Here is a 25,680-nt window from a genome sequence, read left to right on the forward strand (position 1 = left end):
TGGGGCCTGAGCCCCATTTTTACTAGTCGTCGCTGTCGGTAAAGTCTTCCACCGTATCCATCTGCGGTTTACCACCGGAGAGGGTATGGAAGCGCTTAGGACGCTTGATGCGTGACATGTACTTGCTCCATACACGTTCGGCTTCTGTGGCTGGCTCACGCTCACCACGGCATACTGCCACGAACAGCACTTCTTCTTCAGTTCCTGGCTCACGCTTTCCGAGATCCAGTTCATTAAACGCAAAACCATGACGTTCAAGTAACTGTGCCTCTTTAATGGTGAAATCACCATGGCGAGCGAACCCGCGCGGATAATGTTTATTGTCGAAAAACCGATTAGTCGTCGTAAAGCTTTCCGCCATCCTACACGCTCCTGATTCTCTTGGCCGAGCTATTTATGGCGCGGAGTATTAGTTACGCTTGACAGAGCGTCAAACAAAACATTTAAATCATAACGACAAAATTTTTTTGGGAGTGAACCGTGGATACCGAATTACTGAAAACCTTTTTAGAAGTCAGCAGGACCCGCCATTTTGGCCGGGCTGCGGAGGCGCTCTACTTAACGCAGTCTGCCGTCAGTTTTCGTATTCGCCAGTTGGAAAACCAACTCGGTGTAAACCTTTTTACCAGGCATCGCAATAACATACGGCTGACAACCGCGGGTGAGCGGCTGCTTCCTTATGCTGAAAATCTGATGAGCATCTGGCTGGCGGCCAGGAAAGAAGTATCCCATACCTCGCAGCATAACCAGTTAACTATCGGGGCAAGCGCTTCTCTGTGGGAATGTATGCTTTCCGAATGGCTGATAACGCTTTATCAGCAGCATAGCGGCTTGCAGTTTGAGGCACGTATTGCACAACGCCAGTCGTTAGTAAAACAGCTGCATGAGCGCCAGCTGGACTTACTGATCACTACTGAAGCGCCGAAGATGGATGAGTTCTCAAGCCAGTTGCTTGGGCACTTCAATCTGGCTCTTTTTGCTTCATCGCAAGAGCATCGCAAAGAAGATCTGACCTATTTGCGTCTGGAATGGGGGCCTGATTTTCAACAGCACGAAACGGGTTTAATCAATAACGATGATATTCCTGTTTTGACAACCAGTTCCGCACAGATAGTCAGTCATCTGCTTAAGGAGCTTAACGGATGTACGTTCTTACCCGTTGAGTGGGCAAAGAAGCAGCAAGGATTATGGCCGGTTGCGGAGATGAAAATGCTCTCTCGCCCTTTGTATGCGATCTGGCTACAGAACAGCGATAAACAAAGCACAGTCAAAGAGTTATTAAAGACATCAGTCATGGCGCAGTAATGCGCTTTTGAGAACGAAGGGAGTGGTTTGAAGGCTCTGGGGCAAAAAAAAATCCTTTGCCGAAGCAAAGGATCATTATATGGCAGGGGCGGAGAGACTCGAACTCGCGACACCCGGTTTTGGAGACCGGTGCTCTACCAACTGAGCTACGCCCCTAAATAACGCTTATTATTAAGCCCGCTAATTTAGCAGGCTCAATTTTCTAATAAGTGGCGGAACGGACGGGACTCGAACCCGCGACCCCCTGCGTGACAGGCAGGTATTCTAACCGACTGAACTACCGCTCCACCGAATTTCTTACAGCCACCGGATCTCACTCCGGCTTACTTCTGAATCTGGAGCCTGGCAGTTCCCTACTCTCGCATGGGGAGACCCCACACTACCATCGGCGCTACGGCGTTTCACTTCTGAGTTCGGCATGGGGTCAGGTGGGACCACCGCGCTGTTGCCGCCAGGCATATTCTGTACCGCTGACCGTCACCTTAAACACGTGACCACCGGCGTCAATCCTGAACATCGCTGAAAATTAAATCGTCTCTCACCAAAACACCTTCGGTGTTGTAAGGTTAAGCCTCACGGATCATTAGTACTGGTTAGCTCAATGCATCGCTGCACTTACACACCCAGCCTATCAACGTCGTCGTCTTCAACGTTCCTTCAGGACCCTTGAAGGGTCAGGGAGAATTCATCTCGGGGCAAGTTTCGCGCTTAGATGCTTTCAGCGCTTATCTCTTCCGCATTTAGCTACCGGGCAGTGCCATTGGCATGACAACCCGAACACCAGTGATGCGTCCACTCCGGTCCTCTCGTACTAGGAGCAGCCCCCCTCAATTCTCCAGCGCCCACGGCAGATAGGGACCGAACTGTCTCACGACGTTCTAAACCCAGCTCGCGTACCACTTTAAATGGCGAACAGCCATACCCTTGGGACCTACTTCAGCCCCAGGATGTGATGAGCCGACATCGAGGTGCCAAACACCGCCGTCGATATGAACTCTTGGGCGGTATCAGCCTGTTATCCCCGGAGTACCTTTTATCCGTTGAGCGATGGCCCTTCCATGCAGAACCACCGGATCACTAAGACCTGCTTTCGCACCTGCTCGAGCCGTCACTCTCGCAGTCAAGCCAGCTTATGCCTTTGCACTAACCTCACGATGTCCGACCGTGATTAGCTGACCTTCGTGCTCCTCCGTTACGCTTTAGGAGGAGACCGCCCCAGTCAAACTACCCACCAGACACTGTCCGCAACCCGGGTAACGGGTCCACGTTAGAACACCAGCCATTAAAGGGTGGTATTTCAAGGATGGCTCCACGCAGACTGGCGTCCGCGCTTCAAAGCCTCCCACCTATCCTGCACATCAAGGACCAGTGTTCAGTGTCAAGCTGTAGTAAAGGTTCACGGGGTCTTTCCGTCTTGCCGCGGGTACACTGCATCTTCACAGCGATTTCAATTTCACTGAGTCTCGGGTGGAGACAGCCTGGCCATCATTACGCCATTCGTGCAGGTCGGAACTTACCCGACAAGGAATTTCGCTACCTTAGGACCGTTATAGTTACGGCCGCCGTTTACCGGGGCTTCGATCAGGAGCTTCAGCTTGCGCTTAACCCCATCAATTAACCTTCCGGCACCGGGCAGGCGTCACACCGTATACGTCCACTTTCGTGTTTGCACAGTGCTGTGTTTTTAATAAACAGTTGCAGCCAGCTGGTATCTTCGACTGGCTTCAGCTCCACGGGTAAACCGCTTCACCTACGCGCCAGCGTGCCTTCTCCCGAAGTTACGGCACCATTTTGCCTAGTTCCTTCACCCGAGTTCTCTCAAGCGCCTTGGTATTCTCTACCTGACCACCTGTGTCGGTTTGGGGTACGATTCTGTGTCACCTGGAGCTTAGAGGCTTTTCCTGGAAGTGTGGCATTTGTCACTTCAGCACCGTGGTGCCTCGTCATCACGCCTCAGTGTTAAAGAAGACCGGATTTGCCTGGTCCTCACACCTTCACGCTTAAACCGGGACAACCGTCGCCCGGCCAACATAGCCTTCTCCGTCCCCCCTTCGCAGTGACACCGAGTACAGGAATATTAACCTGTTTCCCATCGACTACGCCTTTCGGCCTCGCCTTAGGGGTCGACTCACCCTGCCCCGATTAACGTTGGACAGGAACCCTTGGTCTTCCGGCGAGCGGGCTTTTCACCCGCTTTATCGTTACTTATGTCAGCATTCGCACTTCTGATACCTCCAGCAGCCCTCACAGGCCACCTTCAACGGCTTACAGAACGCTCCCCTACCCAACAACGCCTGAGCGTCGCTGCCGCAGCTTCGGTGCATGGTTTAGCCCCGTTACATCTTCCGCGCAGGCCGACTCGACCAGTGAGCTATTACGCTTTCTTTAAATGATGGCTGCTTCTAAGCCAACATCCTGGCTGTCTGTGCCTTCCCACATCGTTTCCCACTTAACCATGACTTTGGGACCTTAGCTGGCGGTCTGGGTTGTTTCCCTCTTCACGACGGACGTTAGCACCCGCCGTGTGTCTCCCGTGATAACATTCTCCGGTATTCGCAGTTTGCATCGGGTTGGTAAGCCGGGATGGCCCCCTAGCCGAAACAGTGCTCTACCCCCGGAGATGAATTCACGAGGCGCTACCTAAATAGCTTTCGGGGAGAACCAGCTATCTCCCGGTTTGATTGGCCTTTCACCCCCAGCCACAGGTCATCCGCTAATTTTTCAACATTAGTCGGTTCGGTCCTCCAGTTAGTGTTACCCAACCTTCAACCTGCCCATGGCTAGATCACCGGGTTTCGGGTCTATACCCTGCAACTTAACGCCCAGTTAAGACTCGGTTTCCCTGCGGCTCCCCTATACGGTTAACCTTGCTACAGAATATAAGTCGCTGACCCATTATACAAAAGGTACGCAGTCACCCCATAAAAGAGGCTCCCACTGCTTGTACGTACACGGTTTCAGGTTCTGTTTCACTCCCCTCGCCGGGGTTCTTTTCGCCTTTCCCTCACGGTACTGGTTCACTATCGGTCAGTCAGGAGTATTTAGCCTTGGAGGATGGTCCCCCCATATTCAGACAGGATACCACGTGTCCCGCCCTACTCGTCGAACTCACAGCAAGTGTGTCTTTGTGTACGGGAGTATCACCCTGTACCCTGCGCCTTTCCAGACGCTTCCACTGACACACAGACTGATGCTGGTTCTGGGCTGTTCCCCGTTCGCTCGCCGCTACTGGGGGAATCTCGGTTGATTTCTTTTCCTCGGGGTACTTAGATGTTTCAGTTCCCCCGGTTCGCTTCGTTAAGCTATGTATTCACTTAACGATAGTGCAACGGATTGCACTGGGTTTCCCCATTCGGAAATCGCCGGGTATAACGGTTCATATCACCTTACCGGCGCTTATCGCAGATTAGCACGTCCTTCATCGCCTCTGACTGCCAGGGCATCCACCGTGTACGCTTGGTCGCTTAACCTCACAACCCGAAGATGTTTCGCTTCAGGTGATGAAAAGTTGAGAGACTTGGACATATCGTATTCTCATTCTTTATTACGGAAGAATGAGACGACATGTCATTTCAATTTTCAGCTTGTTCCGGATTTTTAAAGAGCAAATATCTCAAACGTGATTCCTGAGAATCAGTTTTGAGATAATTTTGGCGGGTGACTTTCACTCACAAACCAGCAAGTGGCGTCCCCTGGAGGTTTGAATCTCACAGTTTACGCGTGGCGTCCCCTAGGGGATTCGAACCCCTGTTACCGCCGTGAAAGGGCGGTGTCCTGGGCCTCTAGACGAAGGGGACACTGAAGTCTCACTCGCAAGACGCCTTGCTTCTTTACTTCTATCAGACAATCTGTGTGGACACTGCGCGGGCTGTATCTTTCAGGTAAGGAGGTGATCCAACCGCAGGTTCCCCTACGGTTACCTTGTTACGACTTCACCCCAGTCATGAATCACAAAGTGGTAAGCGCCCTCCCGGAGGTTAAGCTACCTACTTCTTTTGCAACCCACTCCCATGGTGTGACGGGCGGTGTGTACAAGGCCCGGGAACGTATTCACCGTGGCATTCTGATCCACGATTACTAGCGATTCCGACTTCACGGAGTCGAGTTGCAGACTCCGATCCGGACTACGACGCACTTTATGAGGTCCGCTTGCTCTCGCGAGGTCGCTTCTCTTTGTATGCGCCATTGTAGCACGTGTGTAGCCCTACTCGTAAGGGCCATGATGACTTGACGTCATCCCCACCTTCCTCCAGTTTATCACTGGCAGTCTCCTTTGAGTTCCCGACATTACTCGCTGGCAACAAAGGATAAGGGTTGCGCTCGTTGCGGGACTTAACCCAACATTTCACAACACGAGCTGACGACAGCCATGCAGCACCTGTCTCAGAGTTCCCGAAGGCACCAAAGCATCTCTGCTAAGTTCTCTGGATGTCAAGAGTAGGTAAGGTTCTTCGCGTTGCATCGAATTAAACCACATGCTCCACCGCTTGTGCGGGCCCCCGTCAATTCATTTGAGTTTTAACCTTGCGGCCGTACTCCCCAGGCGGTCGACTTAACGCGTTAGCTCCGGAAGCCACGCCTCAAGGGCACAACCTCCAAGTCGACATCGTTTACGGCGTGGACTACCAGGGTATCTAATCCTGTTTGCTCCCCACGCTTTCGCACCTGAGCGTCAGTCTTTGTCCAGGGGGCCGCCTTCGCCACCGGTATTCCTCCAGATCTCTACGCATTTCACCGCTACACCTGGAATTCTACCCCCCTCTACAAGACTCTAGCCTGCCAGTTTCGGATGCAGTTCCCGGGTTGAGCCCGGGGATTTCACATCCGACTTGACAGACCGCCTGCGTGCGCTTTACGCCCAGTAATTCCGATTAACGCTTGCACCCTCCGTATTACCGCGGCTGCTGGCACGGAGTTAGCCGGTGCTTCTTCTGCGGGTAACGTCAATCGGCACGGTTATTAACCGCACCGCCTTCCTCCCCGCTGAAAGTACTTTACAACCCGAAGGCCTTCTTCATACACGCGGCATGGCTGCATCAGGCTTGCGCCCATTGTGCAATATTCCCCACTGCTGCCTCCCGTAGGAGTCTGGACCGTGTCTCAGTTCCAGTGTGGCTGGTCATCCTCTCAGACCAGCTAGGGATCGTCGCTTTGGTGAGCCGTTACCTCACCAACTGGCTAATCCCATCTGGGCACATCTGATGGCAAGAGGCCCGAAGGTCCCCCTCTTTGGTCTTGCGACGTTATGCGGTATTAGCCACCGTTTCCAGTGGTTATCCCCCGCCATCAGGCAGTTTCCCAGACATTACTCACCCGTCCGCCGCTCGCCGGCAAAGTAGCAAGCTACTTTCCGCTGCCGCCCGACTTGCATGTGTTAGGCCTGCCGCCAGCGTTCAATCTGAGCCATGATCAAACTCTTCAATTAAAAGCTTGATGTGCTTCAACCAGTGAAGCGGTGCTCAAAGATTACATTCACATAATTCATAATGAATTACTGTCTGGTCACTTTAAGGCTTGATATTTTTTTTGCATCCGCAGATGCTGAGATATCAATCCTGCGAGTGCCCACACAGATTGTCTGATAAATTGTTAAAGAGCGGTGCAACGAGCGGCTGAGCCTGCTGTTGCGAGGTGGCGTATATTACGCTTTCCTCCTGCAGAGTCAAGCGTTTATTTTCGCTTTCGTCTGCCTGACGGGCCGGTTTGTAAGCCGTTGTGCCGTGTCAGTGGAGGCGCAGTATAGGGATTTTTCGGAGGCTGACAACCCCTAATTTGCAATTTCTTTTCAAGCGTCGCTTTTTTGTGCAAAACCGCTGCAAACTGGTACTTTTTCAAGCTTAGCGAAGCCATAACGCTGCAAAACAGGCAGTAACTGTGCGGTTTCTGGCGTAAAGCCCGTGCAGAAAGCAATACTCTCATCCGCAGATAATGCCTCTGGCGCTTCATGTTCTAAAAGCCACGCCGTACGCCGCGCAATCGCAGCGCCCGAATCTATCAGGCGCGTCCCTTCCGGTAATACCTGCAAGAGTTCTTCCTGTAACAGAGGAAAGTGAGTACAACCCAACACGACGGTATCCGGCGGCTCTTTCATTCGCAGCCAGGGACGCAGTATCTTGCGCAGCTCCTCCAGAGAGACTGGTTCGCCATGCAGTTTGGCTTCCGCCAGCTCCACCAGCTCTGCAGATCCCAGCATCTCGATTTTGCATTCTGTAGCAAAGCGCGCCACCAGCTCATGGGTATAAGGCCGACGAACCGTACCGCGAGTCGCGAGCAAGCCAACGATCCCGTTTGCCGTCATGCGTGCTGCAGGTTTAATTGCCGGCACTACGCCAACGACGGGGAAAGCAAATTTTTCGCGTAATGCGGGAAGGGAAACCGTGCTTGCGGTATTGCACGCGATAATAGCAAGCGCTAGCGGATAGCGTTCCTGAACGGCGGTGACAATCTCCACCACTCGTTCAACGATAAATTCTTCGCTTTTTTCGCCGTAGGGAAAAGCTACGTTATCGAAGGCATAGATGTAGTGCAGGTCCGGCAGAAGTTGCCGGACCTCGTTATATACTGAAAGCCCCCCGACGCCGGAATCGAAAACCAGCACCGTGGGACGTGCATCAGAAGGTATAGCTGCCAGAGAGATAGTATTCCCGTCCCGGGGTTTGATAGCCATAAACCGTCTCATAATCTTTATCGAACAGGTTGGCGATTCTACCACGAACGGTCAGATGAGAGGTGACTGGATATGAAGCAGAGACGTCAACCGTGCTGTAGCTCGGCAAAACTTGCTGCTTATTATTATAAGCAGAGGTGTTGTTGTCGTAGCGCTTGCCATAATACTGCCACGCCACATCCATATCGACATCGAATAGGGTCCAGTCGAGCTGATATTTAGCCTGGCGCTTCGCACGGCGAGCCAGCACTTCATCATTCCGATCGTTACGCGGGTCCATATATTGCAGCGTCACCTTGTGCGTAAAGATGCCGGTATCAACGCTACCCGTCCACTCCAGCCCTTTGATGGTGGCAGAATCGATGTTGTCGTAAGCGCCATTAAAGGTTACCGGATCGGAATAGTAGGTGATCAGGTTTTCGATTTTGTAGCGGTATGCCGACAGACGCCAGTCGAGCGGTCCGCTCAGGCCCTCAACGCCCGCTTCCCATTGCCTGGATTCTTCTGGCTTCAGATTAGGGTTAGAGTCGATGCCAAAACGAGTGGAGCCAAACTGCTGCCCAAGCGATGGCGCAAGGAAGCCGGTGCCATAGGAAAGCGTTGCGCGATAGCCATCAACAAACTCCCAGCCCGCCGCTGTCTGCCAGGTGCCGTGCCAGCCGAACTGCCCGTCGTGATCTTCACGGCCGGAAGCTTCCAGCGTCACATCGCCAAACTGCTGCTGCCCGCTCAGGTACAGGCCGGTGTTATCACGTTTGTAGGTGTCGGTGATAGCTGTATCAGAAGAGGACAGACGCTGCTGCTGCCAGTCCACGCCGGCGCTGATGGAACCTTGCCCAACGACAAAGTTATTGCCCCACTGGAGATTACGTTGGGTCATACGGTCAAGCGTGGTGCCGTCGTTATAGCGGCCATACTCGCTGCTATAGTTGTAATCTTTTACTTTCTGATAGCTGGCAATCAGCTGCGAAGAGTAAATTCCCGAGTAAAAGCGCATCCCGGCATCAAAGCTTTGGTTGTAAAGCTGCTCTTCATTAGCGCTGTAAGCAGGTAAGGACGGCGGGCTACCCAGATCGTAATCGATATTATTGGTATAGCTACGGCCCCGGAAGAAACCATCGAATTCATCGTTGAATTTGTGCTCAAGCCCGCCCCAGAAGGTTTTATTTCGGGAACCATCACGATCGTTGTCGCCGCTGTAGGTGGAGTGCGGTTGGGCGTTGAAGCCTTTGGTTGTTTCGTATGATCCGGCAATCGTCGCCACAGTATCACCAAAGCGTTGGCGTAACGTGCCGTCATACTGCTGATAGCCTTTTGAACCCACGCCCGCGTTAATCTGCGATTTTTCTTCGTCAGAATGGGTAATGACGTTAATAATGCCGCCGATCGCCCCGGAACCGTAAACGGCGGAACGTGGGCCGCGGATATACTCAACGCGCTGAACCAGAGAGAGAGGGATCTGGTTGAAATCGGCAGTATTTGAAATACCCGGTCGCGCAACCGGCACACCATCTATCAGCACTAAAACGTGGCTGGCATTAGTTCCGCGAATAAACATGGAGGAACTTTGCCCGAGGCCGCCATACTGTGCGATATCCACGCCCGGCAAGCGGCGCATAACATCGTTGAGGGATTTTGCCTGCCATTTTTCGATATCCTTTCGGGTGACAACGTCCGTCGGAGCCAGCACGGTATTGACCGGCTGCTGGAAACGATTAGCCGTCACCACCAGAGCATCTTCAGAATTGCTGTCCTGCGCCCAGCCAGAAAACGCCGTTACGGACAGCGCCGTAAACAGCGAAACTTTTTTTATCATCATTTATATAAGCATCCGCTTTTAAATCAAGGATGCCGCAGACATAACCGATAGCACGCGATAGCTATGTCAATTGCGACGTAAACCGGCAGGTCTTCGGGCTTGGAGGCGTTGTTATGGATGAGGACTTCCCGCTGATATAAGCAGTGTCTGCGTTTCGCGTTCATCCCGCTCTTCCTTACCGCTGCGCGTCAGCCCCAGAATTACACTGGGTTCCCTTTTAACTCTCAGGAGGCCGGAGAGCGCATGCTACCGTTATCGCCATATAGAAGTCCAGACTTCCAGTTGAACTTCTGCTGACGAAGAGACTGGACATCGCGAGGGTATTCCCTAAAATCGCCGCGTAGTTGACTTTATTAACAGGTAGTGGCCTATGACCCCTGAACATCTCCCGATTGACCAATACGACGCGCAACTGGCGGAAAAAGTCGCCCGCTTGCAAAGCATGATGTCCCCGTTTGCCGCGCCTGCGCCGGAGGTGTTCCGTTCGCCAGTCAGCCATTACCGTATGCGTGCGGAATTCCGCATCTGGCACGATGAAGACGATCTCTATCACATCATGTTTGACCAGCAGACTAAGCAGCGGATTCGGGTGGACAGCTTCCCGGCAGCAAGCTCGCTGATTAATGCGCTAATGCCGGCGATGCTGGACGGCGTGCGGAATATTCCCGCATTGCGCCATAAGCTTTTTCAGATAGATTATCTGACCACGCTGAGTAATCAGGCCGTCATCTCCCTGCTTTATCATCGTAAGCTGGATGATGAGTGGCGCGAACATGCCGGGGTCCTGCGTGATTCACTTCGCGCTCGCGGCTTTAACGTTCATTTAATCGGCCGCGCTACGAAAACCAAAATCGAGCTGGACCAGGATTACATCGACGAACGTCTGCCGGTGGCGGGCAAGGAGATGATGTATCGCCAGGTAGAAAACAGCTTCACGCAGCCAAACGCGGCAATGAACATTCAAATGCTGGAGTGGGCGCTGGACGCGACCAAAAATTCAGGCGGCGATCTGCTGGAGCTGTACTGCGGCAACGGTAACTTTTCGCTGGCGCTGGCGCGAAATTTTAACCGCGTGCTGGCAACCGAAATCGCCAAGCCTTCCGTTGCCGCTGCGCAATATAATATTGCCGCCAACCATATTGAGAACGTGCAGATTATTCGCATGGCGGCTGAAGAGTTTACTCAGGCGATGAACGGCGTGCGCGAGTTTAACCGTCTGCAAGGCATCGATCTGAAAAGCTATCAGTGCGAGACAATTTTTGTCGATCCGCCACGCAGCGGCCTGGATGCCGATACGGTGAAGATGGTGCAGGCTTACCCGCAGATTCTCTACATTTCCTGCAATCCGCAAACGCTGTGTGAAAACCTGGAAACGCTGGCTGAAACACACAAGGTTTCGCGCCTGGCGCTGTTCGATCAGTTCCCTTATACGCACCATATGGAATGCGGCGTGTGGTTAACACGTAAATAGCAAAACGGACGCCTCGGCGTCCGTTTTTGTATGTAGGCTGGCTTACGCTTTGCGCGCGCGGATTTTGACGCCAATCCAGAACAGCAGCGCGACTGAAAGCACAGATGGCAGGAAGTTCGAACCGATAACCGGATATTCAGCACGCACAACGGCGCTGTAGAGCAACACGCCGAGCACGAAACAGGCTGCGGCAAGGCCCGGCAGCCCTACCGGCATGGTTCGATTCTGATAACGCTGATGCAGACAGTACACCGTCAGCACCAGAGCGATAATCGGGAAAATGGAAAACGGCACTACCGAGCTGAACAGCGCGGCAAAGGTTCCGTTAATCGAAAGACCGGCGATAAACGCCAGCACCAGCGTACCTCTCTCTTGTAACTGTTTCATTACTCGTCCTTCACTCTGCGGATAATTGAGCCAGCGACATCTTTTCCTGCTCCCGGCGATACCAGTAATACGCACCTTTTGAGATCATGCGCAGCTGCAACACCAGGCGCTCTTCAAGCTGACGACGCTGATCGATATCAACGTCCAGCGCCTCGGCACCGGCACTAAAAACTATGGTCACCATCGCTTCCGCCTGCGCTTCAGTAAAGCTGCGCGGCATGCGATTTTCGAGTTCTAAATAGTCGGCAAGTTCCGCAATAAAGTGCTGTATCTCGCGCGCCACGGCGGCACGGAAAGCGGCGGAAGTGCCTGAGCGTTCGCGTAACAGCAAACGGAAGGCGTTAGGGTTATTACCGATAAACTCCATAAATGTGGAAACGGAAGTGCGGATAACGCTTCCGCCTTTGGCAATACGCTGGCGAGCCTGGCGCATCAGCTGACGCAGCATCAAACCGCTTTCATCCACCATGGTCAGGCCCAGCTCATCAACATCGCGAAAATGGCGATAAAACGACGTTGGCGCAATCCCTGCCTCGCGTGCCACCTCGCGCAAGCTGAGGCTTGCAAAGCTCCGCTCAGCGCTTAGCTGGCTAAACGCAGCTTCTATCAGAGAACGTCTGGTTCGTTCTTTTTGTTGCGCTCTTACACCCATCACGTTGCCTGAACCCCTCAAACCGAACTGGCACTATATCAGAAACTAACGCTACCGCTTTTATACAGGATTGTGAATGATTGTTTACGGGACGCTGCTCGCGTAAAAAAGGAAAAAGCACAAGGATAATTGGGTTATACCGCTGATGATGTTACCATCATGTTGCTTTTATGTATAAGAACAGGTAAGCCTTACCATGTCACACACCTACGATTATGATGCAGTAGTAATTGGTTCCGGCCCGGGCGGCGAAGGCGCTGCAATGGGGCTGGTAAAACTTGGCGCCAGGGTCGCAGTGCTTGAGCGCTACCATAACGTTGGCGGCGGTTGCACCCACTGGGGCACTATCCCTTCAAAAGCCCTCCGCCACGCCGTTAGCCGTATTATAGAATTCAATCAAAACCCGTTATACAGCGACCACACCCACCTTCTGCGTTCCTCCTTTGCCGATATCCTTAACCACGCCGATAGCGTGATTAACCAGCAAACCCGCATGCGCCAAAGCTTTTACGAGCGTAACCGCTGCGAGATGCTGCAGGGCGACGCAAGATTTGTGGATGAGCACACCATTGCGCTGGAATGTCCGGACGGTTCGGTTGAAACGATCACCGCCGGGAAGTTCGTTATTGCCTGCGGCTCGCGTCCCTATCGTCCGCCAGAAGTGGACTTCACTCATCCGCGTATTTACGACAGCGATTCTATTCTCAGCCTGCAACATGAACCGCGCCACGTCATCATTTACGGCGCAGGCGTTATCGGCTGTGAATACGCGTCTATCTTCCGCGGCATGAACGTTAAAGTGGATCTGATTAACACGCGCGACCGCCTGCTGGCGTTCCTCGATCAGGAAATGTCAGATTCTCTCTCTTACCACTTCTGGAACAGCGGCGTCGTTATCCGCCATAACGAAGAGTTTGAGAAGATTGAAGGTGTGGAAGACGGCGTGATTGTCTCGCTGAAATCCGGCAAGAAAGTTAAGGCCGACTGCCTGCTGTACGCTAACGGCCGCACGGGGAATACGGATTCTCTGTCGCTGGAAAACGTCGGGCTGGAAACCGACAGCCGGGGCCTGCTGAAGGTTAACAGCATGTACCAGACGGCGCAGCCGCATATCTATGCCGTCGGCGACGTGATTGGTTATCCAAGCCTTGCTTCCGCGGCTTACGATCAGGGCCGTATCGCAGCACAGGCGCTGGTTAAAGGCGAAGCCAATGCGCACCTGATTGAAGATATTCCAACCGGCATTTACACCATCCCGGAAATCAGCTCCGTCGGGAAAACCGAACAGCAGCTGACGTCCATGAAGGTGCCTTATGAAGTGGGTCGCGCGCAGTTTAAACATCTTGCTCGCGCACAAATCGTCGGCATGAATGTGGGCACGCTAAAAATTCTCTTCCATCGCGAGACGAAAGAGATTTTAGGGATTCACTGCTTTGGCGAACGCGCGGCGGAAATTATTCATATCGGCCAGGCGATAATGGAGCAGAAAGGCGGCGGCAACACCATCGAGTACTTCGTTAACACCACCTTTAACTACCCAACGATGGCGGAAGCCTATCGGGTAGCGGCGCTAAACGGCTTAAACCGCCTGTTTTAATACCGAGTCGAAATGGCCGTCCATCTGTGTGCGGACGGCTTCCGCAAGCTGCTCATAGCGGCTACGCAGCGGAGAGCCAGGACGATAAACCAGGCCAATCGTACGGCGCGGCTCTGGTTTATAGCACGGCAGATAAACCACCCCATCCCGCTCGCGTTCATTCGGCACGGCCAGCGCCGGCAACAACGTGATGCCGCTGCCCGCAGCGACCATATTTCGCAGCGTTTCTAAGCTGGTTGCGCGGAAATGCGTGTCCTCATCCGCGCCGGCTTCAAAACAGAAACCCAGCGCCTGATCGCGCAAGCAGTGTCCATCTTCCAGCATCAGCAGTTTTTCACCGGCCAGGTCTGAAAGCGGTACTTTGTCGCGGTTTGCCCACGCATGGTCCTGATATATCGCCAGCACCATTGGCTCATCGAACAGCGGCACCTCGATAAAGGCTTCGCTCTCTTTTACCAGCGCCACAATTGCGCAGTCGAGCTTGCCGCTATCAAGCTGCGCTAACAGCTGGTGGGTCTGCGCTTCATGCAGATACATTTCCAGCTTCGGGAAACTTTTGTGCAGCATCGGAATAATCTGCGGCAGCAGATAAGGCCCCACGGTTGGGATCAGGCCGATATGCAACGGTCCGGACATCGCCTCACCTTGCTGGCTGGCCATCTCCTTTAGCACCTTGACTTCTCGCAGTACGGTGCGGGCCTGATCGACCAGCAGCAAACCTGCCTGGGTGAATAAAACTTTGCGGCTGGTGCGCTCCAGCAGCATGACGCCCAGCTCATCCTCCAGCTTACGGATTTGGCCGCTCAGCGTTGGCTGGCTAACGTGACAGGCATCCGCTGCCCGACGAAAATGGCGGTGTTCAGCTAACGCCACAAGGTACTCAAGATCGCGAATATTCATTATCCATCCTCCAGCGCCATGATAGCCCATGGCGATAGATAGCATAGCAACGAACGATTATCCCTATCAAGCGTGATGATGAATAATAGCCGGCAACAGCACGAACTATCCATACATCAACCCTCAATGGATTGTTGTGCTGAGGAGAAAATCTCTGTTCTCTGACCTGACTAACTATGAAAAATGCCACGTGAATCTTTTGCGGACTTGATGTCCGCATTTTTTTTGCGCTGCGTTCAGGAAAAACCTTCTGCCAGGAGAAGGTTCCCTGCAAGATTACATCAGACGCTGTTTTGCATCCTCAATTGCCAAAGCTACCTGCTGCGGTGAAACGCCGCCTTTCGCAGCGCGTTTATCAAGACAGGACTGCAGCTCAAGAATGGGATAAACATCTTCACCAATTGCGCGACTGAATTTTTGCAAATCATCCAGCGGTAACGCTTCCAGCGCTTTTCCCTGTCGAATAGCTTCCACCACGGCTTCACCCACAATGTGGTGCGCTTCACGGAAAGGTACGCCTTTGGCGACGAGGTAATCCGCCAGTTCGGTTGAGTTAGCATAACCTTGCTGGGCCGCTTCCTTCGCACGCGGACGTTTTACCTGAATGCCGTCCAGCACCAGCGAGGCCATGTTCAGGCAATCCAGCCAGGTATCCAGCGCGTCGAACAGCCCTTCTTTGTCTTCCTGCATATCTTTGTTATAAGCCAGCGGCAGGCCTTTCATGGTCATCATCATGCCCGTCAGCGCGCCCTGCACGCGGCCGCATTTACCGCGAATCAGCTCCAGCGCATCCGGGTTTTTCTTCTGCGGCATCAGTGAAGATCCGGAGGTCACGCGGTCAGAGAGCTCAACAAAGCTGGCCTCGCCGGTATTGAAGAAAATCAGATCTTCGGCAAAGCGCGAAAGGTGAACCATGCTGATGGCGGCGTTGGAGAGCAGTTCCAGCACATGGTCGCGATCGGAGACGCTGTCGAGGCTGTTACGCGTGGCAGAGACAAACCCTAACCAGCCGGCAAGCTGCTCACGATCCATCGGATAAGCGGTTCCCGCCAGCGCGCCGCAGCCCAGCGGGCTGACGTCAAGACGAGTCAAGGTATCCTTCAGGCGGCTTTCATCACGCGCCAGCATTTCTACATACGCCATGCACCAGTGGGCGAAAGTCACCGGCTGCGCGCGTTGCAGATGGGTATAGCCGGGCATCACCGCATCCTGATTAGCTTCGGCTGTCGCCACTAAAGCCAGCTGTAAATGGTGCAGCGCTTCACCCAGTTCGACCACCTGCGCCTTACACCATAATTTGATATCGGTTGCGACCTGATCGTTACGGCTGCGGCCGGTATGCAGTTTCTTGCCGAGATCGCCCACTTTATCGATAAGTTTGCCCTCGACCCAGCTATGAATATCTTCTGCATCACTGGCTAAAATAGCGCGAGGATCGACACGCACTTCTTCCAGCAGAGCAGACAGCGCCTCTTCGAGCTGGCGCTGTTCGTCAGCCGTCAATACGTTCACCGTCACCAGCGCTTTAGACCAGGCAACCGAACCTGCAATATCCTGTTCCGCCAGCCGATAATCAAAACGCAGAGAATCATTCAGCTCTTTAAACCGCCGATCCGCCGCCTGAGTAAAACGTCCGCCCCAAAGTGCCATTTTCCCGCTCCTGAATTTTTTAAGCAAAAGGCGCAGCAAGCTGCGCCCTGACTATGTGTTCTGCTTTCTACACCATCTTCGCGCTGCTTATTTTTTCAACTCGTTCAAAGCGCGAATACGTGATGACAATGAGAACAGACGGATAAAGCCGCCCGCGTGGCTGTGGTCATACACCTCATCTTCGCCAAAGGTTGCGAACTCTTCGCTATACAGGCTGTTCGGGGATTTTTTCTGAATCGCCGTGACCTGACCTTTATACAGCTGCAGCACCACTTCGCCGTTCACCTCTTCCGCCAGAGATTCTGCGGAAGCCTGCAGGGATTTACGCAGCGGCGCGAACCAGCGGCCATCGTAAACCACGTAGGACATTTCCAGGCCCAGCTGCTCGCGCCATTTGAAGCTGTCGCGATCCAGCACCAGCTGCTCAACGCTACGCAGAGCGGCCATCATGATGGTGCCCCCCGGGGTTTCGTAGCAGCCGCGGGATTTGATCCCTACCAGACGGTTTTCAACGATATCAATGCGGCCAATGCCGTGCTTAGAGCCAATGGCGTTCAGGGTTTCCAGACATTTGAACGGGCTCATCGCTTCGCCGTTAACAGCAACAACTTTTCCCTGCTTAACGGTGACGGTAACCTGCTCGGCCCGATCCGGCGCTTCCTGCGGATCGACGGTCCAGACCCAGCAATCTTTGTTCGGCGCATTCCACGGGCTTTCCAGCACGCCGCCTTCGGTGGAGATGTGCCAGGCGTTTTCGTCACGGCTGTAGATTTTTTCAAGCGACGCGGTGGTCGGGATATCACGCTCTTTCAGATAGTCGAGCAGCGCTTCACGGGAACGCAGGTTCCACTCACGCCATGGCGCAACCACTTTCAGATGCGGCGCCAGCGCAGCCCAGGTGGATTCGAAGCGCACCTGGTCGTTACCTTTACCGGTTGCGCCGTGGCACAGCGCGTCCGCGCCGACTTTATTCGCCACGTCCACCAGCGCTTTAGCAATCAGCGGACGAGCCATTGAGGTGCCCAGCAGATAGCTGCCTTCATACAGCGCGCCAGTCTGCAGAACCGGATAAACGTAGTCGCTGATGAACTCTTCACGCGCATCCACCACATAACATTCAGTCGCGCCGGAGCGCAGGGCTTTTTGCTCAACGCCTTTCAGATCGTCACGATCCTGACCGATATCCACCACGCAGGCGACGACTTCGCAGCCGCCGTAGTTTTCCTGCAGCCAGGGAATGATGGCTGAGGTATCAAGGCCGCCGGAGTATGCGAGAACGATTTTTTTGATGCCGTGATTTTCCATTGTTTTTTCCTTCCAATACTTTTTCTAAACCAGGCCAGAACTAAGCCAGAATCCGGGTGCCAATTGCCACGCCGTTGAATAAAGAGGGGAGCTGATCCGCATGGCGCCAGGAGGCGATATCCACCGGACGGCCCAGCGTGCGGGCTGCATCCAGCGCCGCGTTTACTTTCACAATCATCCCGTCGGTAATAATGCCCTGAGCGATAAGCTGTTCAGCTTTTGTCGCCGTCATCTCGGCGATGCGCTGCCCTTTACCGTCCAGAATGCCGCTTACGTCTGAGAGCAGAATCAAATCCGCGCCCAGGGCTGCCGCCAGCGCGGTTGCCGCCTGGTCAGCGTTCACATTCATTAATTCGCCTTCCGCCGTCACGCCAATGGAGCTGACGATCGGCATAAAGCCCGCCTCAAGCAGCGTGGTAATCAGCTTAGCTGAACCGGGTTTCGCCAGTCCAACATGGCCCAGCTCTTCGTCAAGCCTGGTCACGGTCACGCTGTCGCCGTCGCCCAGACACAGACCGACGCCGTTGATGTCATGCTTTTTCGCCCAGGCCAGCAGCGTTTTGTTCGCTGTACCCGCCAGCGCGCCGGTAATAATGTCTATCTGATCGGCTGGAGTAACGCGCAGACCATTTTTCTTTTTCACCGGCAGGGAGAGTTTTTTCATTAGCTCATCCACCAGGCAGCCGCCGCCGTGCACAATCACCAGCGGGCGTTGATGGGCCTGACGATAGCTCGCAAGGGCGGTAAACAGACGCTCCAGCGCCTCTTCGCTATCAAGCAGGACGCCACCTAATTTGATAATTAACGGATTCATCATTTCACCCGGCTGTCGGTTAAATAAGAGACTGCGTTTCGGCGAAGCCAAAACGAATATTCAGACACTGTACGGCCTGCGCCGATGCGCCTTTGAGAAGATTGTCTTCGGCTGCGACGACAATCAGATGCCTGTCCTGCACGGCAAAACCGATATCGCAGAACGGCAGGCCCAACACGTTTTTCAACGCCGGAACGCCCTTGTCATACAGACGCACCAGCGGTTTGTCCTGATAGGCCTGATTAAAGGCGTCAGCAACCTGCTGCTGCGACACGCCTTCGTTCAGGCGGCAGGTAATCGTCGCCAGGATCCCGCGCGGGAAATTGCCCAGATGAGGAGTAAAAATAACCTGCGTATCAAGGTGAGTCGCGATTTCCGGATGATGACGATGGTTAAAGATGCCATACGGCTGCAGGCTCACCTCGCAGAAGCTGTTGGAGATAGCCGCTTTGCGCCCTGCTCCGCTCACGCCGCTGGTGGCGTTAATCACCGGCCACTGATTCAAATCCAGCAGGCCTGCATCAATCAACGGCTTAAGCGCAAGTTGGGAGGCTGTCGGATAACAGCCCGGCACAGAAATCAGACTGGTTTCTTTTAATTTATCGCCCTGCCATTCCGCCAGGCCATAAACCGCTTTTTCAAGCAGCTCAGGATGTTGATGCACAAAGCCGTAATAACGTTGATAAAACTCAGCGTCGTTAACGCGAAACGCGCCGGATAGATCAATTACTACGCAGCCCGCGTCCAGGAACTGTGGCGCAAGATCGTGGCTCACTTCATGCGCGGTCGCCAGGAATACCACATCGACGCCGTCGGTGAATTCGCTGATATCGGACATTGCCTGCAAAGGCATGTCGACAACGCCTTTTAACTGCGGATGCAAATCAGATATCAATTTTCCTGCGTCATTACTTTGCGCTGAAACCGTCAATGCGGTTATGTTCATATGAGGATGGCGATTCAAATAGGTTACAAGCTCTGCGCCTGCATAACCGCTGGCACCAACAATCAGCGTATTCAACATCTGGGCTGCTCACCTCTTACGTCGTGTCTGCTCAGGGAAAAGCCTTGCGGCTGTCACCCACGTCTGCGAGCGTGGTTTTATTCACCGGAACGCTTAAGGGTTCCTTTACGCTCAACGTTATTGTATTTTTATTCATAATTACTGCATGAATATTGATACTATCCTAACCTAAGGCCTGTCAACAGTGAAGATGAAATTACCTCCTTTTATCGAGATTTACCGCGCGTTGATCGCGAATCCCTCCATCAGCGCCACCGACAGCGCGCTGGATCAAAGCAATGAGTCTTTAATCAATTTACTGGCGGGTTGGTTCCGCGACCTGGGTTTTAACGTCGAAGTGCAGCCCGTTCCCGGCACCCGCAACAAATTTAATATGCTGGCAAGCACCGGTTCCGGCGCGGGCGGCTTGCTGCTGGCGGGCCACACCGATACCGTTCCTTTTGACGACGGCCGCTGGACGCGCGATCCCTTCACCCTGACAGAGCATGAAAATAAACTGTACGGACTCGGCACCGCAGACATGAAAGGCTTCTTTGCTTTTATTCTCGATGCGCTGCGTGATGTTGATGTGACGACGCTGAAAAAGCCGCTTTATATTCTGGCGACCGCGGATGAAGAGACCACCATGGCCGGGGCGCGTTATTTCTCCGAAACCACTAACCTGCGTCCGGGCTGCGCCATCATCGGCGAACCGACCTCCCTGCAGCCGGTGCGTGCGCATAAAGGCCATATTTCCAATGCGATTCGCATCCTCGGCCAGTCCGGCCACTCAAGCGATCCGGCGCGCGGCGTGAACGCTATCGAACTGATGCATGACGCGATCGGCCACATCATGTCGCTGAAAAATACCCTGAAAGAGCGCTACCACCACGATGCCTTCACCGTACCTTACCCAACGTTAAACCTGGGGCACATCAGCGGCGGCGATGCGGCAAACCGTATCTGCGCCTGCTGCGAGCTGCACATGGATATCCGTCCGCTGCCAGGCCTGACGTTAAACGATCTGAATGGTTTACTTAATGAAGCGCTGGAGCCGGTTAGCCAGCGCTGGCCTGGCCGCCTGACAGTTTCCGAACTTCACCCGCCGATCCCGGGCTACGAATGCGCCAAAGATCATCAGCTGGTGCAGGTCGTTGAGAAGCTGCTGGGCGCGCAAACCGAAGTGGTGAACTACTGCACCGAAGCGCCGTTTATCCAGACTATCTGCCCGACGCTGGTTCTGGGCCCGGGCTCCATTAACCAGGCGCACCAGCCGGATGAATATATCGAAACCCGTTTTATCGAGCCGACTCGTAAGCTCATTACGCAGGTCGTAAACCACTTTTGCTGGCATTGAAAAATAGCGGAGAACGGGGTTTTCTCCCCTTTTTCCGCTGCTTTTTCGCGAATTCTTATAAGAATTACTTATGCGCAAACCTGGTAATTAAATTTCATAAATTTGCGTCATTTATTCGTTTGCTGAAACGATTTCGTAGCAATTGACGAACGCGGTGAGACGTGGCTTTATAAAAGACGGTGTTGAACCTTCACGGGTGAAATTAAGTTACAAATTAGATTGGGTGTCTGGGGTCATATGAACGAACAGTATTCCGCTTTGCGAAGTAATGTCAGTATGCTCGGCAAGTTGCTCGGGGATACCATCAAGGATGCATTAGGTGAAAACATTCTTGATCGGGTCGAAACAATCCGCAAGTTGTCAAAGTCTTCACGGGCGGGCAATGAAGCTAACCGTCAGGAGCTGTTAACCACCTTACAGAACCTGTCTAACGACGAACTACTGCCGGTAGCCCGTGCGTTCAGCCAGTTCCTGAATCTGGCCAACACCGCCGAGCAATATCACAGCATTTCCGCAAACGGCGAGGCCGCCAGCAATCCTGAAGTTATCGCTAAAACTCTGCAAAAATTAAAAGAACAGCCGGATATCAGCGAAGCCGCCATTCGTGATGCAGTGGAATCCCTCTCCCTGGAACTGGTGCTGACAGCACACCCGACCGAAATCACCCGTCGTACCCTGATTCACAAGCTGGTTGAAGTAAACAGCTGCCTGAAACAGCTCGACCACAGCGACATCGCCGATTACGAACGCAACCAGATTATGCGCCGTCTGCGCCAGCTGGTAGCGCAGGCATGGCATACCGACGAAATCCGTAAGCATCGCCCTTCCCCGGTCGATGAAGCCAAATGGGGCTTTGCGGTGGTTGAAAACAGCCTGTGGGAAGGCGTACCGAACTACCTGCGCGAGCTTAATGAACAGCTTGAAGCAAATCTGAATTACAAACTGCCGGTGGATTTCGTGCCCGTACGCTTCACGTCCTGGATGGGCGGCGACCGCGACGGCAACCCAAACGTAACGGCCGATATTACCCGCCACGTGCTGCTGCTTAGCCGCTGGAAAGCCACCGACCTGTTCCTGCGCGATATTCAGGTTCTGATTTCCGAACTTTCCATGGTGGAATGCACGCCAGAACTGAGCGAACTGGCAGGCCCTGACGCCGCGCAGGAACCGTATCGCTGCATTATGAAAGGGCTGCGCCAGCAGCTTCTGTCGACGCAGGCCTGGCTGGAGGCGCGCCTGAAAGGCCAGCGCTTGCCAAAACCAGAAGGGTTGCTGGCGCAGAACGAACAGCTGTGGGAACCGCTCTATGCCTGTTACGAGTCGCTTCAGGCTTGCGGTATGGGCATTATCGCCAACGGTCAGCTGCTTGATACGCTGCGCCGCGTGAAGAGCTTTGGCGTGCCTCTGGTGCGTATTGATATTCGCCAGGAAAGCACCCGCCACACCGAGGCCCTGGGCGAAATGACCCGCTATCTGGGCATTGGCGACTATGAAAGCTGGTCAGAAGCCGACAAACAGGCTTTCCTGATCCGCGAACTGAATTCCAAACGGCCGCTGCTGCCGCGCCAGTGGGAACCGAGTGAAGAGACTCGCGAAGTGCTGGAAACCTGCAAAGTGGTAGCCGAAGCGCCTCGCGGATCTATCGCCGCCTATGTAATTTCAATGGCGAAAACACCGTCTGACGTGCTGGCAGTACATCTGCTGCTAAAAGAGGCTGGTTGTACCTTTGCGCTGCCGGTCGCTCCGCTGTTTGAAACCCTTGATGACCTGAACAACGCCGACGACGTTATGACCCAGCTGCTGAATATCGACTGGTACCGCGGCTTTATTCAGGGCAAACAGATGGTCATGATTGGCTATTCTGACTCGGCGAAGGACGCAGGCGTGATGGCCGCTTCCTGGGCGCAGTACCAGGCGCAGGACGCGCTGATCAAAACCTGTGAAAAAGCCGGCATCACCCTGACGCTGTTCCACGGTCGCGGCGGCTCTATCGGCCGTGGCGGCGCTCCAGCGCACGCAGCGCTCCTGTCTCAACCGCCCGGTAGCCTGAAAGGCGGCCTGCGCGTAACCGAACAGGGCGAAATGATCCGCTTCAAATACGGTCTGCCGGAAATCACCATCAGCAGCCTTTCGCTCTATACCAGCGCGATCCTTGAAGCGAACCTGCTGCCGCCACCGGAACCAAAAAAAGAGTGGAAGCATATTATGGAGGAGCTGTCTGCCATCTCCTGCGATATGTATCGCGGTTATATCCGCGAAAACAAAGACTTTGTCCCCTACTTCCGCTCGGCAACGCCTGAGCTGGAGTTGGGTAAATTACCGCTTGGTTCGCGTCCGGCAAAACGTAAACCTAACGGTGGCGTGGAATCCCTGCGCGCCATTCCGTGGATTTTCGCCTGGACGCAAAACCGCCTGATGCTCCCTGCCTGGCTGGGCGCCGGTGCCGCCCTGCAAAAAGTGGTGGAAGACGGTAAACAGGGCGAACTGGAAACCATGTGTCGCGACTGGCCGTTCTTCTCCACGCGGCTTGGCATGCTCGAAATGGTGTTTGCGAAAGCTGACCTCTGGCTGGCGGAATACTACGATCAGCGTCTGGTGAAACCGGAGCTGTGGAAGCTGGGCAAACAGCTTCGCGACCAGCTGGAAGCCGATATCAAAGTGGTGCTGGATATCGCCAACGATTCGCATCTGATGGAGGATCTCCCCTGGATAGCCGAGTCCATCACGCTGCGTAATATTTACACCGACCCGCTGAACGTTCTGCAGGCGGAATTACTGCACCGCTCACGCCAGGCGGAAGAGAAAGATGAAGAGCCTGACGCCCGCGTTGAGCAGGCTCTGATGGTAACTATCGCCGGCGTTGCAGCCGGGATGCGTAACACCGGCTAACATCAGCAGACCCTTAACTTATAAGCCCTGCTTCTGCGGGGCTTTTTTATGCCCGGCATTTAATAATTTATGCAGGCCAGGCTTTTGTCTCAGAGAAGAATTATAAATATCTCTTATCTGTGATAACAATCAAACCCTTCCGATAAAAACTTAAGTTTTCTCTGCCTGCACCGATTTTTATGGGAATACGCGTAAATTTTCGGAGATTGTATGTCTGTCCTGTCAAAGTTAACATTTAAGAAAAAAATATGGATCCCGCTAATATTTACCTTTTTATCCATGCTAATATTATGCGCTTTCTTTAATTACAAACAATATAACGTCCTTATTACAGAACGACAGTCACAATTACAGACCGCTATTCAGTTAGCCACGGGCATCGTAAAGCAGTACGACACGATGGAAAAGGACGGTTTGCTGTCTGCCGAGGAGGCAAAAACCCGGGCGCTTAATACTATAAAAAATCTGCGCTACCAGGGAAGCGGCTATATATTTATTTTCGATCGTCATGGTAAGTACCTGATGCACCCGATACGAAACGATCTTCTGGAGAAAGATGTCAGGGATTATTCAACACGGGATATAGTTGACGTTGCTTTTCAGCACGGTGGTGGTTTCGTTACTTATAAGTGGTTAAATAAAGATCTGGGCATGGTCAATAAAGTTGCCTATAGCGATAACTATAAGGACTGGGGCTGGGGGATCTCTACCGGCGTGGAAATGCATGATATCGACGCGCTGTTTATGAAAGGATTTATGCAGGCCGGTATGTTTATCGCCATCAGCATTGCGATTGTCTTTATTGTTACGCTTATTATTAATCTCGATCTTATTAAACAGTTAGGATGTAATCCTGAAGAGCTAATGCACATTATGAACGGCATTTCCAGTGGTAATCTGACGCAGAAAATTACGGTTAAGAAAAATGATTCGCGCAGTCTTCTGTACACGATCAAAAATATGCAAACCGCCCTTATCACAATTGTTCAGGATATACGGGAAAATACAGATAGTGTCGTAAAAATCTGTGATTGCATTACCGAAAGCAATGAGCAGTTAGGGCAACGAACAGAATCCCAGGCCAGTGCGTTACAGCAAATCTCCGCAACGCTTGAAGAACTCACCACTACGGTATCCCAGAATACCGCCAACGCCAGACTGGCTTCAGGCGTTGCCCGCAGCACTTCACACTTTGCTGAAGAAGGGGGTGAACTAGTCGGGCAGATAACAAGCTCAATGGGGACCATCACCCAGCGCTCAGATAAAATTTCAGAAATCACCGGCTTAATTAACGGCATCGCGTTTCAGACTAATATCCTTGCGCTTAACGCTTCGGTAGAAGCCGCACGAGCACACGAGCACGGTAAAGGTTTCGCCGTTGTGGCTCAGGAAGTACGAACGCTGGCACAGCGCTGCACCTCGGCGGCGAAAGATATCGGCCTGCAGATAACCGCTAACGATACCCATACGAAAGAAGCCTCCCGGTTAGTTTCGCAGGCTGGCACAGCCATGTTAAATATTATTAGCTCAACGTCCAATGTCTCCACGTCGCTGGGAGATATATCATCATCAAGCTCGGAACAGGCTATCGGAATAGCCCAGATTAGCGAGGCCATTGTCCAGCTTGATAAAACGGCCCATGAAAACTCCTCGCTGGTTCATGAGACAATAAAAACGATACACAATATGTCGGCTGAGGCCAGCCAGCTGGTTGCCGCCGTATCACACTTTAAAATCTCGCAGGAAGATAATGGCTAGCTGCGGTCACGACTTCTTTTTCGCTAAGCAAATAGCTTTCTGAAAGCGGGCAGGATGCCGAAGCCTGCCTCCGGGATCTTGCCGGAGCAGGCTGCACAACTACTTA

Annotated in this window: 16 protein-coding genes, 3 tRNA genes, 3 rRNA genes and 1 riboswitch; of the genes, 6 read left to right on the forward strand and 16 right to left on the reverse strand. The window is 53.3% G+C overall.

Annotation, left to right across the window (positions count from 1 at the left end; translation table 11 throughout):
- Window positions 1-22: 22 nt before the first annotated feature.
- Window positions 23-361, reverse strand: a complete 339-nt coding sequence (locus WLO31_RS20275; protein WP_435928303.1) for a DUF413 domain-containing protein — start codon at window positions 359-361, stop codon at window positions 23-25.
- Between the two features lie 119 nt (window positions 362-480).
- Between WLO31_RS20275 and hdfR the strand changes: the two genes are divergently transcribed.
- Complete coding sequence (hdfR, locus tag WLO31_RS20280; RefSeq protein ID WP_435928305.1) at window positions 481-1,305, forward strand: HTH-type transcriptional regulator HdfR; 825 nt, start codon at window positions 481-483, stop codon at window positions 1,303-1,305.
- 80 nt (window positions 1,306-1,385) lie between these two features.
- Here hdfR and WLO31_RS20285 read toward each other — a convergent pair.
- The 8 genes from WLO31_RS20285 to btuB all read right to left on the reverse strand — a co-directional run bounded on the left by WLO31_RS20285 (window position 1,386) and on the right by btuB (window position 9,788).
- Window positions 1,386-1,461, reverse strand: a tRNA-Trp gene (locus tag WLO31_RS20285).
- Window positions 1,462-1,515: 54 nt separating this feature from the next.
- Window positions 1,516-1,592 (reverse strand) — tRNA-Asp (locus WLO31_RS20290).
- 53 nt (window positions 1,593-1,645) lie between these two features.
- Window positions 1,646-1,761 (reverse strand): 5S ribosomal RNA (gene rrf, locus WLO31_RS20295).
- A gap of 106 nt (window positions 1,762-1,867) precedes the next feature.
- Window positions 1,868-4,775 (reverse strand): 23S ribosomal RNA (locus tag WLO31_RS20300).
- A gap of 251 nt (window positions 4,776-5,026) precedes the next feature.
- Window positions 5,027-5,102 (reverse strand) — tRNA-Glu (locus WLO31_RS20305).
- An 85-nt stretch (window positions 5,103-5,187) separates the two neighbouring features.
- A 16S ribosomal RNA gene (locus WLO31_RS20310) occupies window positions 5,188-6,730 on the reverse strand.
- Together the 16S, 23S and 5S rRNA genes with 3 tRNA genes alongside form the textbook arrangement of a ribosomal RNA operon.
- A 360-nt stretch (window positions 6,731-7,090) precedes the next feature.
- Window positions 7,091-7,972 carry a glutamate racemase gene (murI, locus tag WLO31_RS20315; protein ID WP_435928306.1) on the reverse strand — a complete coding sequence of 294 codons (882 nt, stop codon included), beginning with the start codon at window positions 7,970-7,972 and terminating at the stop codon, window positions 7,091-7,093.
- Window positions 7,917-9,788: a TonB-dependent vitamin B12 receptor BtuB gene (btuB, locus tag WLO31_RS20320; protein ID WP_435930679.1), complete on the reverse strand. Its 1,872-nt coding sequence runs from the start codon at window positions 9,786-9,788 to the stop codon at window positions 7,917-7,919. The genes murI and btuB overlap by 56 nt, the downstream gene beginning before the upstream one ends.
- A gap of 70 nt (window positions 9,789-9,858) precedes the next feature.
- A riboswitch (cobalamin riboswitch) is annotated at window positions 9,859-10,043 on the reverse strand.
- 118 nt (window positions 10,044-10,161) lie between these two features.
- Between btuB and trmA the strand changes: the two genes are divergently transcribed.
- Window positions 10,162-11,262, forward strand: coding sequence for a tRNA (uridine(54)-C5)-methyltransferase TrmA (trmA, locus tag WLO31_RS20325; RefSeq protein ID WP_435928307.1), 1,101 nt, complete (start codon window positions 10,162-10,164; stop codon window positions 11,260-11,262).
- Between the two features lie 42 nt (window positions 11,263-11,304).
- Here trmA and WLO31_RS20330 read toward each other — a convergent pair whose 3' ends face one another.
- Window positions 11,305-11,649: a YijD family membrane protein gene (locus WLO31_RS20330; protein ID WP_435928308.1), complete on the reverse strand. Its 345-nt coding sequence runs from the start codon at window positions 11,647-11,649 to the stop codon at window positions 11,305-11,307.
- A 10-nt stretch (window positions 11,650-11,659) separates the two neighbouring features.
- Window positions 11,660-12,301 carry an HTH-type transcriptional repressor FabR gene (fabR, locus tag WLO31_RS20335; protein ID WP_435930681.1) on the reverse strand — a complete coding sequence of 214 codons (642 nt, stop codon included), beginning with the start codon at window positions 12,299-12,301 and terminating at the stop codon, window positions 11,660-11,662.
- A 196-nt stretch (window positions 12,302-12,497) separates the two neighbouring features.
- Between fabR and sthA the strand changes: the two genes are divergently transcribed.
- Window positions 12,498-13,898, forward strand: coding sequence for a Si-specific NAD(P)(+) transhydrogenase (gene sthA / locus WLO31_RS20340; RefSeq protein ID WP_435928309.1), 1,401 nt, complete (start codon window positions 12,498-12,500; stop codon window positions 13,896-13,898).
- Here the strand turns inward: sthA and oxyR are convergent.
- The 5 genes from oxyR to argC form a co-directional block, all read right to left on the reverse strand.
- Window positions 13,881-14,798, reverse strand: coding sequence for a DNA-binding transcriptional regulator OxyR (gene oxyR, locus WLO31_RS20345; RefSeq protein WP_435928310.1), 918 nt, complete (start codon window positions 14,796-14,798; stop codon window positions 13,881-13,883). The genes sthA and oxyR overlap by 18 nt on opposite strands.
- A gap of 276 nt (window positions 14,799-15,074) precedes the next feature.
- Window positions 15,075-16,448 carry an argininosuccinate lyase gene (gene argH, locus WLO31_RS20350; RefSeq protein ID WP_435928311.1) on the reverse strand — a complete coding sequence of 458 codons (1,374 nt, stop codon included), beginning with the start codon at window positions 16,446-16,448 and terminating at the stop codon, window positions 15,075-15,077.
- 87 nt (window positions 16,449-16,535) lie between these two features.
- The gene (locus WLO31_RS20355) at window positions 16,536-17,753 is read right to left on the reverse strand and encodes an argininosuccinate synthase (RefSeq protein WP_435928312.1); all 1,218 of its coding nucleotides are present in this window, start codon (window positions 17,751-17,753) and stop codon (window positions 16,536-16,538) included.
- Window positions 17,754-17,793: 40 nt separating this feature from the next.
- Window positions 17,794-18,570 (reverse strand): acetylglutamate kinase, encoded by a 777-nt coding sequence (gene argB / locus WLO31_RS20360; protein ID WP_435928313.1) that lies wholly within the window; start codon window positions 18,568-18,570, stop codon window positions 17,794-17,796.
- Between the two features lie 16 nt (window positions 18,571-18,586).
- Window positions 18,587-19,591, reverse strand: coding sequence for an N-acetyl-gamma-glutamyl-phosphate reductase (gene argC / locus WLO31_RS20365; RefSeq protein ID WP_435928315.1), 1,005 nt, complete (start codon window positions 19,589-19,591; stop codon window positions 18,587-18,589).
- A 184-nt stretch (window positions 19,592-19,775) separates the two neighbouring features.
- On the opposite strand from argC, the gene argE reads away from it, so the two are divergent.
- From argE to WLO31_RS20380, 3 genes are all read left to right on the forward strand, one after another.
- Window positions 19,776-20,927 carry an acetylornithine deacetylase gene (argE, locus tag WLO31_RS20370; protein ID WP_435928316.1) on the forward strand — a complete coding sequence of 384 codons (1,152 nt, stop codon included), beginning with the start codon at window positions 19,776-19,778 and terminating at the stop codon, window positions 20,925-20,927.
- Window positions 20,928-21,164: 237 nt separating this feature from the next.
- Window positions 21,165-23,816 (forward strand): phosphoenolpyruvate carboxylase, encoded by a 2,652-nt coding sequence (ppc, locus tag WLO31_RS20375; RefSeq protein ID WP_435928317.1) that lies wholly within the window; start codon window positions 21,165-21,167, stop codon window positions 23,814-23,816.
- Window positions 23,817-24,026: 210 nt separating this feature from the next.
- Complete coding sequence (locus WLO31_RS20380) at window positions 24,027-25,574, forward strand: methyl-accepting chemotaxis protein (RefSeq protein ID WP_435928318.1); 1,548 nt, start codon at window positions 24,027-24,029, stop codon at window positions 25,572-25,574.
- Window positions 25,575-25,680 lie beyond the last annotated feature (106 nt).

The organism is Dryocola sharpae, assembly GCF_051307055.1.
GTDB lineage: Bacteria > Pseudomonadota > Gammaproteobacteria > Enterobacterales > Enterobacteriaceae > Dryocola.